We start from the raw sequence: 11,857 nt of genomic DNA, 5'->3' as shown, positions 1-11,857 counted from the left end.
CATAGTTTGCGTCAATTAAATGCAAAAAACCCATCACTACCGAAGTAGAGATGGGTCTCGAATAGGTGGAGCCGACACATAAGCCGGGTTCTGTTCCGCTTGCGCGGCGGTAGCCATTCGTCTAGGCCAGCAATCACTCACTGGCTCGAGCAACCTACCCGCCTCCTTACGCGAGCAACGCAATGTGGAGGCCTATTTGGTCTTGCTTCAGGTGGAGTTTACCCTGCTACGAACTATTGCTAGTCGTCCGGTGCGCTCTTACCGCACCCTTTCACCCTTACCTGTACCCTTACGGGCCATCGGCGGTCTTCTCTCTGCTGCACTTGTCGTAGGCTTGCGCCCCCCAGGCGTTACCTGGCACCTTGCTCTATGAAGCCCGGACTTTCCTCCCCTTTGTCAGTCTCCCGAAGGACGTCAACGTCAGTCTCCCAAAGGGACTTCGACGTCAGTCTCCCGAAGGACATCAACAAAGCAGCGACTACCCAGTCAGCTCCGAGGGCGGATTGTATAGAGTTCTCACTTCAGAGTCTAGCTAGATCACAGATATGATGAAATGAATGCACTAAGTGATGACTTTTTAGTCAACGTGCCAAAAATAGATAATAAAAAGGCCGATGCCTAAACATCAGCCCTCATTGACCATTTATCTCGCTAGCGGCACTTAGTCTAAGTTTTCTAAGCCCCATTTATATAGCGCATTCTTCTTCAAGTTATGTATTTCTGCCACCAAAGCAGCTGCTTTTTTCAAAGGCAGCTCTTTGGTCAAAATCCCTAACGTGCGTAAAGCATCTTCAGGTAGTGAGTCGTCTGTTGTTTCACGATGGCCATGTACCAACAATACCATTTCACCACGCTGTTGGTTATCGTCACTTTTCACCCATTCAATCAGCTCACCTAACGGCATGCCTTGAATGGTTTCAAAGGTTTTTGTTAGCTCTCTTGCCAACACAACTTCTCTATCTGGGCCAAGAACGTCTAACATGTCTTGTAGAGAGTCTAAAATACGGTGCGGTGACTCGTAAAAAATACACGTACGCTCTACCGAAGCAATCTCTAGGAATTTATCCTTACGACCTTTGCTTTTCGGTGGTAAAAAACCTTCGAAGCTAAAGCGATCCGATGGCAAGCCAGAGGCACTTAACGCCGTAATGACCGCACAGGCACCTGGAAGAGGCACAACTCTAACGCCCGCTTGACGACATTTTGTCACCAAATGGTATCCTGGGTCGCTGATAAGTGGCGTACCAGCGTCAGAAACTAATGCGATAGACTGACCGGAAAGCAGCTTTTCTACCAAAACTTGTGCTTTTTGCTGCTCATTGTGGTCATGTAGAGCAAAAGTTTTGGTTTGAATATTGAAGTGAGACAGTAATTTGCCCGTATGTCGAGTATCCTCAGCGGCAATGATGTCCACAGTCGACAGAATTTCGATAGCACGTTGGGTGATATCCGCTAAATTTCCGATTGGAGTCGGTACGATATAGAGAGTTGGCCCCTCATTCGGCAACTTATTTTTATCTGTCATTTGTTTACCATCACTTCAACGATTAATATAGAGACAATTTTGTACAAAATTATAGAGAACTCACGGCAATGATTAACCATAAGAGACTCAGTGTACCACGCATACTTACTCCTGTTGCACTAGCAATTACGCTCGCCGCCTGTTCTTCAGGTCCAAGACAGCCTGATGGCGTTGATGTAACACTTGAGCCTACTCAGTCTGTTCAGAACTATATGATCCAAGCTGATAGCACGGAAGGCAGTTTACAAAATGACTGGTTGATCATGGCAACCAAAGCCGCGATTCAAGCAAACCAGTTTGATCAAGCAGAAATGTTGATCAAGCGCCTGGCTCGTCAACAGTTAACCGAAGTTCAGCAAGCAGAGTGGCAACTAGCGCGTGCGACCATACAGCAAAAACAGGGTAATTACTCTCAGTTGCTGCAATTGTTGAATTTTAAACCTTGGTGGAAGTTGCCAAATGAGCAATGGAAAGACTATTACTTGATGCGTGCCGACGCTTATCAAGGTCTTAACCAAGCGTTTGAGGCAAACCGCCAACTGGTTGCATTTGGCCAATATGCATCGTCCGCGGAGCAGAGAGAGATTTCTAGCCGTATTTGGATGAACTTTGGCAGCTACTCCGAGTACGAACTGACCTCATTAGAAACAGAGCCAAATGAAGATGTTTTGGATGGTTGGCTACAACTCGCTATTTATGCGAAAACGCTGTCGGGCAACTTATCCCAACTAAAAAATACCCTAGAACGCTGGTTAAACGAGAACCCATCGCATCCAGCCGCTATCTACACACCAGAAGAGATTCAAAACATTCTCTCTCTAGACATCGTTAAACCAAACAACACCGCTTTGTTACTGCCGCTTACTGGTAAATTCTCGCCACAAGCGCAATTAATTCGTGATGGTTTTGTGTTTGCGATGATGAATGATCGTAACCGTGATCCAAGCGCTACCCTCACGGTAATAGACACTAATGCGTATAACGCCGACCAAATTAAACAACGTTTGATCAATGAAAACATCGATTTTGTTGTTGGTCCTCTAGAAAAAGAGAACGTTGAGCTATTGCACACAACCATGGATGGCTCAGAAAATGGTCCTACGATTCCAGCCCTTGCGCTAAATATTCCCGAAGATGTGCAACCAGATAGCAATATTTGCTACTTGGCATTATCACCGGAACAAGAAGCCGCACAGGCAGCGAAACACTTGTTCAGCGAAGGCTATAACTTCCCTCTGATTCTGGCACCAAAGGGCAGCTTTGGTGAGCGCGTAACTGAAGCGTTCAACAAAGAATGGCGCAAGTACAGCTCTAATAAAGTCGCAGCAAGTTATTTTGGCGACAAGCGCCAACTTCAAAAAGACATCAATGAAGTATTTGGTCTGCAAGAAAGCAAACAACGTATTGCTCAGATGCAATCATTAATGCGTATCAAGCTTGAAACACAGCCACGTAGCCGTCGTGATGTCGATGCGGTTTATATTGTTGCTAGAAGCACGGAACTGACTTTGATCAAGCCGTTTATTGAGGTGGCGATTAACCCAGACGCCAAAGCGCCACAAATTTTCTCTAGCTCGCGTAGCAACAGTGGCGGCGCGACTTACGAAGATCTAACAGGCATCATCTACAGCGATATTCCATTACTGATTGACCCAGACCCTAGCGTGACTGCTGAAATGAACGAGCTGTGGTCAGAGCAATCTAACATGGAAAAACGTTTGAAAGCACTGGGTATGGATGCGTATAAATTGATTGGGGAGCTGCCACAAATGAAGGTCGTTCCGGGCTACTCAGTTGGCGGCCAAACCGGTATTTTAAGTATCGACAATAATTGTGTTGTACAGCGTGAGCTAAGCTGGGCTGAGCGTGGGGCTCTTTAGCAAGCGCCAAATCGGAAATCAATATGAAGCTCTGGCGAAGCAATATTTACAACGCCAGGGCTTAAACTTTATTGAACAAAATTTTCTGACTAAGGTCGGTGAGATTGATTTAATCTTCCAACAAGGTGAAACTATTGTGTTTGTTGAAGTCAAATACCGTAAGAACAATCACTTTGGCTCGGCAGCAGAAATGGTGACGCACGCTAAAATGCGCAAGCTAGTCAAAACCGCACAAGTTTGGCTTAGCCAACAAAAGCGCTTAAAACACAATATCGATTATCGATTTGATGTCATCGCCATTCATGATAATGGGCGAGATATCAACTGGATAGAAAACGCAATCTCTGAAGGATAAGCGATGCTAGACAGCATTAAAGACAGCTTTACAGAAAGTATTCAAATTCAAATCGCAGCAGCAGAGGCGCTGCCTGATGCCATTACTCATGCAGCTCAAGCGATGGTGTCGAGCCTGCTTAATGGCAATAAAATTTTATGTTGTGGTAATGGCGGCAGTGCTTCAAACGCTCAACAATTTGTTTCTTGTCTTTTAAACCGTTTTGAAACTGAGCGCCCTAGCCTACCAGCAATGGCCTTAACCGCCGATAATACCACCCTAACCGCAGTGGCCAACGATTACCACTACCAGGAAATCTTCTCAAAACAGGTACGAGCGTTTGGTCAACCAGGCGACATTTTGCTTGCCATGTCGACTAGCGGTAACAGTAAAAATATTATCAAAGCGATGGAAGCAGCCGTAACTCGAGACATGACGATTATCGCGCTAACAGGAAAAGATGGCGGAGAGATGGCAGGGCTGCTCGGTGAGAACGACGTCGAAATTCGTATTCCATCACACCGCACTGCACGTATTCACGAAGTACATATGGTAACACTCCATTGTCTTTGTGATCTTATTGACCAGGTGCTTTTCCCTGCTCACGAAGAGTAACCAAGACTGAGAGTCAGAATTATGATACGTAGCCTTGTTATCTTATTAACAGCATTGAGTTTAAGTGGTTGCGCAGGTTTGTTTATCGCAGGTGCAGCAACCACAGCGAATATTGTCACGGACACACGCACGACAAAACAAATCTGGCAGGACAATAACATCGAATTCGAAGTTGCGGCGATCGGCAATAAAGCACCGTTTAAAGGTGAAGTTCGTGTCGTTGCCAGTTCATATAATGGGACTGTAGTCCTTATGGGACAAGCTCCGACACAAGACCTTATCCTTGCTTTAGAGCGAAGGGCTCGAGAAGTTAGTGGTGTAAAAGTCATACACAATCAAATCAAACAAAAAGAGCCACTCACTGTTACCCAGATTAGCAATGACAGCTGGATCACAACCAAAGTAAAGTCAGCTTTGCTTACTGATTCTGAGCTTAATGGTGTTAAGGTTAAAGTGATCACCGAAGATGGCGACGTTTTTCTGTTTGGTTATGTCACGCCAGAGCAAGGCGATCGAGCGACAGAAATCGCGCGTAATATCTCAGGCGTAAAACAAGTCATTAAAGGGTTCCAATACGGCGAAATGGAGCCTGTTGAAGTAGACTTACCGAGTGACGGTGTACAAACAATAGAAAGTGAGGCAAGCACAGAAAGTGAAGAGAACGTCGAAGTCTTTACGATTAGTGAGTAATTTCCAAAGTCTGGCTTGAAATCATCTTCAACAAGTTAAAAAGAAAAAAGCAGCGTTACGCTGCTTTTTTATTATTTAATCACTCTTAAGCTTGGTTTGCCTTTTGGTCGAGGAGCATCGTCCTCTTCGGCATCTGAATCAGAAACTAACTCAGAAGGCTCATCACTAACCGTTGTGAACGATGGGGATGATTCTTCCTCGGTCATCGCTTCTTCTTCGATGTGAGTGTACGCTTCTTCTGGTTCAAACATAGTACCAGCACCATTCTCACGTGCATAAATAGCTTGAACAGCATACACAGGCACGATCACTGAGTGCGGACGACCGCTAAAGCGAGCATGGAAGGTAATCGCATCATTACCTAACTCAAGATTACCCACTGCACGTGGCGCAATATTCAAAATAATTTGACCATCTTGAATAAATTCAACCGGGACACGCACCCCTGGCATTGTTGCATCCACAACCAAGTGAGGAGTCAAGTCATTGTCTACTAACCACTCGTAAAATGCGCGAAGCATGTACGGGCGGCGAGCAGTCATTTTTGCAATATCCATAACGTGTTTTAAATCGCTTAGCGAACTAGGCGCATTTCACGCTCAGCTTCAGTCAAAGAAGCAAGGAACGAATCACGTTCAAATACGCGGTTCATGTATACCTTGATTTCTTTTGAACCAGGGCCAACAAGATCGATACCAAGTTGAGGCAAACGCCACAATAGTGGTGCTAGGTAACAATCGATCAAGCTGAATTCTTCGCTCATGAAGTACTCATATTCAGCAAAAATTGGCGCTAACGTCAGAAGATCATTACGCAGCTTTGTGCGTGCTTTTTCTGATTCTTCCGCATTACCTTTCATCACTTTTTCAGCGAGTGAATACCAGTTGCGTTCGATACGGTACATCATCAAGCGGCTGTTGCCACGAGCAACAGGGTAAACCGGCATTAGAGGTGGATGAGGGAAGCGCTCGTCCAAGTACTCCATGATGATTTTTGAATCGTAAAGAGCTAGCTCACGGTCAACAAGAGTTGGCACTGATTTATATGGGTTTAGCTCAACAAGCTCAGCAGGAAGGTTTGCTTCGTCAACAAGCTCAACTTCAACACTTACGCCTTTTTCAGCTAGTACAATGCGAACCTGATGGCTATACAAATCTGATGCACTTGAGAAAAGAGTCATCACAGAACGTTTATTGGCAGCTACAGCCATGGAGCCCTCCAGTACACTTACAAATAAAAACAATGGAGGCTAAGCCTCCATTGTACATCAATTAAAATTGGGAATTAGCACGGTATTTTAGCACAATTAATGCACATCGCGCCAATACTCTTTCTTGAGCATCACAACAACGATGGTTAGAAGCACTAAGAAGCCCATTACCCACCAGCCTAGAGCATGACGCTCAAGCTGCACTGGGTCACCTGAATAAACTAAGAAGTTAACGAGATCGCCAACCGCTTTGTCATATTCGCCTTCACTCAGCTCACCCGTGCCATCGGTTTCAGTACCAACAACAACTTGTACTTCTTCGCCATCTACGATTTTCGTATCGTAAATAGGCGTCGGGATGCCCTGTAACTCTTCAAGCACATGCGGCATACCAACACTCGGGAAGACGATGTTGTTCACGCCGAATGGACGAGATGGATCAACATAGAAAGAGCGTAAGTAAGTGTATAACCAATCAGCACCACGAACTCGTGCAACCAACGTAAGATCTGGTGGTGGAGCACCAAACCAGTTTGCCGCTTGCTTCGGTGGCATAGCATTGACCATTAGATCACCGATTTTCGCTTCAGGATTGAAAATCAGGTTTTCTTTCATTAAGTCTGTTGGAATTTCCAAGTCTGTTGCTACACGCTCGTAACGCTGGTATTGCGTAGAGTGACAAGCAAAACAGTAGTTCATGAACAACTTCGCGCCGTTTTGTAGCGAAGCTTTATCCGTAAGGTCAACATTCGCTTTATCCAGCGGAACATTGGCCCCAGCTGCCATCGCTAGTGATGGCAACATAGCAAATAGAATTACAATCCACTTCTTCATTTGAATGTCACCCTCTCTGGTAATGGTTTGGTTGCTTCATTTTTGCTGTAGAAGAACAGCAACACAAAGAACATGAAGTAACACAAGCTAAAGATCTGAGATAGTAGTGTGTACGTTGGTGTCGCAGGTAACGCACCTAAAATACCCAGAGCGATAAAGGCGATAGTGAACTGTACAATATTCAATAGATGAAGTTTGCTACGGTAACGGTATGAACGAACTTTACAACGATCCAACCAAGGTAGAACAAACAGCACTGCAATTGACGCGCCCATTAGGATAACACCTAATAGTTTGTCTGGAACCGCACGTAAGATTGCGTAGAACGGCGTGAAGTACCATACCGGAGCAATATGCTCTGGTGTCTTCAGTGGGTTTGCAGCTTCAAAGTTAGGCGGCTCAAGGAAGTACCCACCCATCTCTGGGTTAAAGAACAGCACGTAACAGAAGAAGAACAAGAAACCAGCGACACCGACCAAGTCCTTAACCGTGCCGTACGGATGGAAAGGAATCGAATCAATGATGTCATATTTCTTCGTGTAGTAATCGTGGAACTTGAATTGCGTTTTGTAATCGTCGCCCATTGAGCCTTTTGGCAGCTTAGTTTCGATACCATCCGGGTTGTTTGAGCCTACTTCGTGCAGCGCCAATACATGCAGAACAACAAGAAGAAGCAAAACAATAGGCAGGGCAATAACGTGTAGTGCGAAGAAACGGTTTAGCGTTGCACCAGAGATGATGTAGTCACCACGAATCCAAAGCGTTAGGTCATCACCGATAACAGGAATAGCACCAAACAGGGAAATGATTACCTGTGCACCCCAGTATGACATCTGACCCCATGGAAGTAGGTAACCCATGAACGCTTCAGCCATGAGAACAAGGAAGATCAACATACCGAAGATCCACAACAGTTCACGAGGTTTTTGGTATGAACCGTAGATCAAACCACGGAACATGTGAAGATACACAACAACGAAAAACGCTGACGCGCCAGTGGAATGCATGTAACGCAGAAGCCAACCGTACTCTACATCACGCATAATGTATTCGATGGACGCAAATGCACCGTCACCTGAAGGAACATAGTTCATCGTTAGCCAAATACCCGTTAGGATTTGGTTAACAAGAACCAGCATCGCCAGAGAACCGAAAAGGTACCAAAAGTTGAAGTTCTTAGGCATTGGGTATTCAGACAAATGCTTTTTATAAGCATTCATTGCAGGAATACGCTTTTCAACCCAATCTAACATTGCTTGCATTATGCATCTCCCTCATCAACACCCACAATGAGCTTGGTATCGCTCAAATACATGTGCTTAGGAACGACAAGGTTCAACGGAGCAGGTACTCCTTGGAACACTCGACCAGCCATGTCGAACTTAGAACCATGACAAGGACAGAAGAAGCCAGATCTTACGCCCTGCACCTGCTCTGAGAAAGAGTCAGGTAGATAGGTTGGTGAACAACCTAAGTGGGTACAGAAACCAACTGCGACGAAAAACTCTTCCTTAATCGAACGAAACTCATTCTGAGCGTACTCAGGCTGCTGCTCCATTTCAGATTGTGGATCGCGAAGCTTATCACCGATCGATTTTAAGTTATCCAGAACGCTTTGAGTGCGGCGAACAATCCATACAGGTTTTCCCTGCCACTCAACACGAACCAGCTGACCTGGTTCAATTTTACTTATATCCACTTCCACCGGTGCGCCCGCCGCTTTGGCTTTAGCACTCGGATTCCATGATTTGATAAAAGGCACGGCGACGGCGACTGCCCCTAACCCACCAACAACTGCCGTTGTAGCGGTTAGAAAACGCCTGCGACCGTTATTTAAAGGCGCGTTGCTCATCCAAACATTCTCCCATTTGCTCCCTTTGGATCGTTATTATTCCGCTTATAAGAGCATGGCTAACAAATAATGAATTTAGTTCTATTTATTGGAGGGAAATGATAAAGAAAACCCTACTTTTTGACAAGATAAAGCTACCTTTTTGTAACATTTGTGAGGCAAATCGCTCGCGTCGTCACAAAAGCGGCAGAATTATAAAAAATTGATGTGATTTGTAACAAGAAAGCACCACATAGAAGCCCCGCTGAAAGCGGATAAAACCTTTTATCTTGGTAGTTTTCAGTTAATTACACAGAGAAATATTTCGTATTATGCGTTCAGCTTGCTGTGTTTATATTTTCAATTTTGTAGCACGCAGAATGCTCAAAAAGGAGCGTAAGTCATTTTAAAACATGTTACAGGGAGAATAAGATACAAAGACATTCTTGCTGATGAATACATCTATGCTGCATCGCAAGAGAAAGCGTGGTGAGTCGCGATTAAATAAGGCACACATATAAAACGGCACTGGCAACCTTTCGACGAAGAGGACGAATAAGAAGGCCTACTCGGAATGTGATGATAAATGAAGACTGTTCGTTGCTTGAAGACAAGTATGATGTCTTTAAATACAAAAAAGCCCGGCATAGAGCCGAGCTTTTGGTACACAGTTTCCAAAGTAACTCTGAAAAGCATAATTCCCGATAAGAGGAAATTAACGCTTAGAGAACTGTGGACGACGACGTGCTTTACGTAGACCAACTTTCTTACGTTCAACGCAACGAGCGTCACGAGTAACGTAGCCAGCTGCGCGTAGAGCAGGACGTAGAGACTCATCGTATTCCATAAGCGCGCGAGTGATACCGTGACGGATAGCACCAGCTTGACCAGAAATACCGCCGCCTTTAACTGTTACGTAAAGGTCTAGCTTTTCAGTTAGTTCAACTAGCTCTAGAGGTTGTTGTACAACCATACGTGCTGTTGGACGACCGAAGTATTCGTCAAGGTTACGCTTGTTTACTACAATGTTACCGCTGCCTGGTTTAATGAAAACACGTGCAGCTGAGCTTTTGCGACGGCCAGTGCCGTAGTATTGATTCTCTGCCATTTTCGAAATCCCCAATTAGATGTCTAGTACTTGTGGTTGTTGAGCAACATGGTTGTGCTCAGCGCCCGCGTAAACTTTTAGCTTACGGTACATAGCACGGCCTAGAGGACCACGTGGAAGCATGCCTTTAACTGCAAGCTCAAGAGCCATCTCAGGTTTACGATCGATCAACTTTTCAAAAGTGATAGATTTTAGACCACCTGGGAATTCAGAGTGACGGTAGTACACTTTGTTCTTAGCTTTGTTACCAGTTACAGCAACTTTCTCAGCGTTGATAACGATGATGTAATCACCAGTGTCAACGTGAGGAGTGTATTCAGCTTTATGTTTGCCACGTAGGCGAGATGCAATTTCACTTGCTAGACGGCCAAGAGTTTTACCTTCAGCGTCTACAACGTACCAGTCGCGTTTTACAGTTTCTGGTTTAGCAACGAAAGTTTTCATGCTAACAATAACCCGTTAATTAAATTTTAAACTTTAAAGGAACACCCAATAGTGCTCCCACACTGTCTAAGAGCCCAGTCATCACCCCTTCGAGTCGTTGGTACTCTCGACCTTCAATTTCGAAATAACTTCGATAATCAGGTCTGCAGTAACGGTGGGTCGCAGGATTATAGAGAAGAGCGAAGAAAAAATCACCTTTTTTTGCGCCAAATCACTAATTTTTTCTTCACTTTTTTAAGAACCCATTGGATCTAGGCCAAATGTTCACGCGCGAGATACTCATGACTTTGCATCTCAGTAAGCCGAGACAAACAGCGCTTAAATTCGAACTCTAACTGCCCATCAGTATATAAGTCGGCCATTGGCACTTCAGCAGAAATAATCAACTTAACATTGCGCTCGTAAAACTCATCGACCAGCGCGATAAAGCGTCTCGCCGCATCATCTATTTTTCGGTTCATTTGTTGAACATCTGCCAGTAATACAGTGTGGTAAATACGAGACAATTCAATGTAGTCATTTTGACTGCGAGCAGTTTGACACAACTGAGCAAACGACGCATGCAGCACCCCGTCGCTTGCTTCAATCACCGCTAGTTGACGGTGGTTAACTTCGATTTGATGAGCAACAAACTGACGCTCTCCAGTCAGCTGCTGATAATATTTGTTAAGGTTTATGCTAGCCTGCTCATCAAGCGGGTAATGGTATATTTCAGCCTGTTCTAACGTTCTTAAGCGATAATCAACGCCACTATCGACATTCAACACTTCACAACGTGCCAAAATCATATCGATCGCGGGCAAAAAGCGCGCTCTTTGCAAACCGTTACGATATAAGTTCTGCGGCTCGATGTTTGAAGTCGCGACTAGGATCATCTGCCGCTTGAACATTTCTTGAAGTAACGTTGCAAGGATCATCGCATCAGTAATGTCGGAAACAAAAAATTCATCAAAGCAAACCACATCTGCTTCTTCTTTAAATTTATCCGCCACTTTTGATAGAGGGTTTTCGACATCACCTAACAGCTTTAACTCATCATGTACTCGATACATAAATCGATGGAAGTGGACGCGCATTTTTCTTTGGGTCGGTAAAGCATCAAAAAATGCATCCATAAGGTAGGTTTTACCGCGACCTACGCCACCCCAAAAGTAAAGGCCTTTTGGTGGTTCAGGCTTGTCGATTTTTTTCCCCATTAGCTTTTGCCATTTGGAAAGCTGAGGCACAGGCGCTGACTGAAATTCAACGATAGCATGGTAAAGCTTGTCTAATGCAACGACCGCTTGATACTGAGCTTCATCACGCTGAAACCCGTGTTCTGCTATGTCTTTTTGATATTGTTGTAGTGGTGTCATCGTATTAAGTCGTATAGAGGTATAGAGAAAA

The 11,857-nt window shown here is 44.7% G+C and carries 13 protein-coding genes and 1 other RNA gene; 4 read left to right on the top strand and 10 right to left on the bottom strand.

All coding sequences use genetic code 11. The annotated features are described in order from the left end of the window. Positions 1–63: 63 nt before the first annotated feature. An RNA gene (gene rnpB, locus R7O03_RS05030) (RNase P RNA component class A) lies at positions 64–494 on the bottom strand. Between the two features lie 167 nt (positions 495–661). Continuing rightward, positions 662–1,525 carry a 16S rRNA (cytidine(1402)-2'-O)-methyltransferase gene (rsmI, locus tag R7O03_RS05025; protein WP_005372907.1) on the bottom strand — a complete coding sequence of 288 codons (864 nt, stop codon included), beginning with the start codon at positions 1,523–1,525 and terminating at the stop codon, positions 662–664. A gap of 68 nt (positions 1,526–1,593) precedes the next feature. Between rsmI and R7O03_RS05020 the strand changes: the two genes are divergently transcribed. Genes R7O03_RS05020 through R7O03_RS05005 form a run of 4 tightly spaced genes read left to right on the top strand, consistent with a single transcriptional unit; the run spans position 1,594 to position 5,044 of the window. Continuing rightward, positions 1,594–3,405, top strand: a complete 1,812-nt coding sequence (locus tag R7O03_RS05020; RefSeq protein WP_005372905.1) for a penicillin-binding protein activator — start codon at positions 1,594–1,596, stop codon at positions 3,403–3,405. Next, positions 3,392–3,760 (top strand): YraN family protein, encoded by a 369-nt coding sequence (locus R7O03_RS05015; RefSeq protein WP_005372903.1) that lies wholly within the window; start codon positions 3,392–3,394, stop codon positions 3,758–3,760. Before R7O03_RS05020 ends, R7O03_RS05015 begins: the two co-directional genes overlap by 14 nt. 3 nt (positions 3,761–3,763) lie before the next feature. Then, complete coding sequence (locus R7O03_RS05010) at positions 3,764–4,354, top strand: phosphoheptose isomerase (protein WP_005372901.1); 591 nt, start codon at positions 3,764–3,766, stop codon at positions 4,352–4,354. Between the two features lie 21 nt (positions 4,355–4,375). Next, the gene (locus R7O03_RS05005; RefSeq protein WP_017633609.1) at positions 4,376–5,044 is read left to right on the top strand and encodes a BON domain-containing protein; all 669 of its coding nucleotides are present in this window, start codon (positions 4,376–4,378) and stop codon (positions 5,042–5,044) included. A 71-nt stretch (positions 5,045–5,115) separates the two neighbouring features. Here R7O03_RS05005 and sspB read toward each other — a convergent pair whose 3' ends face one another. The 8 genes from sspB to zapE form a co-directional block, all read right to left on the bottom strand. Further along, positions 5,116–5,601 (bottom strand): ClpXP protease specificity-enhancing factor, encoded by a 486-nt coding sequence (sspB, locus tag R7O03_RS05000; RefSeq protein WP_005372898.1) that lies wholly within the window; start codon positions 5,599–5,601, stop codon positions 5,116–5,118. 17 nt (positions 5,602–5,618) lie between these two features. Beyond that, positions 5,619–6,254 (bottom strand): stringent starvation protein SspA, encoded by a 636-nt coding sequence (gene sspA / locus R7O03_RS04995; protein ID WP_005372897.1) that lies wholly within the window; start codon positions 6,252–6,254, stop codon positions 5,619–5,621. A gap of 96 nt (positions 6,255–6,350) precedes the next feature. Further along, positions 6,351–7,088, bottom strand: a complete 738-nt coding sequence (locus tag R7O03_RS04990) for a cytochrome c1 (RefSeq protein ID WP_005372881.1) — start codon at positions 7,086–7,088, stop codon at positions 6,351–6,353. After that, complete coding sequence (locus R7O03_RS04985; protein WP_005372880.1) at positions 7,085–8,350, bottom strand: cytochrome b; 1,266 nt, start codon at positions 8,348–8,350, stop codon at positions 7,085–7,087. The genes R7O03_RS04990 and R7O03_RS04985 overlap by 4 nt, the downstream gene beginning before the upstream one ends. Continuing rightward, positions 8,350–8,940 carry a ubiquinol-cytochrome c reductase iron-sulfur subunit gene (petA, locus tag R7O03_RS04980; RefSeq protein ID WP_005372877.1) on the bottom strand — a complete coding sequence of 197 codons (591 nt, stop codon included), beginning with the start codon at positions 8,938–8,940 and terminating at the stop codon, positions 8,350–8,352. Before petA ends, R7O03_RS04985 begins: the two co-directional genes overlap by 1 nt. A gap of 694 nt (positions 8,941–9,634) precedes the next feature. Then, positions 9,635–10,027 (bottom strand): 30S ribosomal protein S9, encoded by a 393-nt coding sequence (gene rpsI, locus R7O03_RS04975; protein WP_005372876.1) that lies wholly within the window; start codon positions 10,025–10,027, stop codon positions 9,635–9,637. A gap of 15 nt (positions 10,028–10,042) precedes the next feature. Beyond that, a complete protein-coding gene (rplM, locus tag R7O03_RS04970; RefSeq protein WP_005372872.1) occupies positions 10,043–10,471 on the bottom strand; it encodes a 50S ribosomal protein L13 in 429 nt (142 codons plus the stop codon). Positions 10,472–10,722: 251 nt separating this feature from the next. Beyond that, positions 10,723–11,826 carry a cell division protein ZapE gene (zapE, locus tag R7O03_RS04965; protein WP_005387411.1) on the bottom strand — a complete coding sequence of 368 codons (1,104 nt, stop codon included), beginning with the start codon at positions 11,824–11,826 and terminating at the stop codon, positions 10,723–10,725. Between the last annotated feature and the right edge of the window lie 31 nt (positions 11,827–11,857).

The organism is Vibrio sp. Vb2960 (assembly GCF_033337665.1).
In the GTDB taxonomy this organism is placed as follows: domain Bacteria; phylum Pseudomonadota; class Gammaproteobacteria; order Enterobacterales; family Vibrionaceae; genus Vibrio; species Vibrio alginolyticus.
The sequence above is the reverse complement of the archived record's forward strand: the minus strand, read 5'-3'. Positions and strand labels throughout refer to the sequence as shown.

Bases quoted from the DNA above. Each gene is read 5' to 3' on its own strand.
- rsmI (WP_005372907.1), bottom strand. From the start codon at position 1,525: ATGACAGATAAAAATAAGTTGCCGAATGAGGGGCCAACTCTCTATATC.
- R7O03_RS05020 (WP_005372905.1), top strand. From the start codon at position 1,594: ATGATTAACCATAAGAGACTCAGTGTACCACGCATACTTACTCCTGTT.
- R7O03_RS05010 (WP_005372901.1), top strand. From the start codon at position 3,764: ATGCTAGACAGCATTAAAGACAGCTTTACAGAAAGTATTCAAATTCAA.
- R7O03_RS05005 (WP_017633609.1), top strand. From the start codon at position 4,376: ATGATACGTAGCCTTGTTATCTTATTAACAGCATTGAGTTTAAGTGGT.
- sspB (WP_005372898.1), bottom strand. From the start codon at position 5,601: ATGGATATTGCAAAAATGACTGCTCGCCGCCCGTACATGCTTCGCGCA.
- sspA (WP_005372897.1), bottom strand. From the start codon at position 6,254: ATGGCTGTAGCTGCCAATAAACGTTCTGTGATGACTCTTTTCTCAAGT.
- R7O03_RS04990 (WP_005372881.1), bottom strand. From the start codon at position 7,088: ATGAAGAAGTGGATTGTAATTCTATTTGCTATGTTGCCATCACTAGCG.
- R7O03_RS04985 (WP_005372880.1), bottom strand. From the start codon at position 8,350: ATGCAAGCAATGTTAGATTGGGTTGAAAAGCGTATTCCTGCAATGAAT.
- petA (WP_005372877.1), bottom strand. From the start codon at position 8,940: ATGAGCAACGCGCCTTTAAATAACGGTCGCAGGCGTTTTCTAACCGCT.
- rpsI (WP_005372876.1), bottom strand. From the start codon at position 10,027: ATGGCAGAGAATCAATACTACGGCACTGGCCGTCGCAAAAGCTCAGCT.
- rplM (WP_005372872.1), bottom strand. From the start codon at position 10,471: ATGAAAACTTTCGTTGCTAAACCAGAAACTGTAAAACGCGACTGGTAC.
- zapE (WP_005387411.1), bottom strand. From the start codon at position 11,826: ATGACACCACTACAACAATATCAAAAAGACATAGCAGAACACGGGTTT.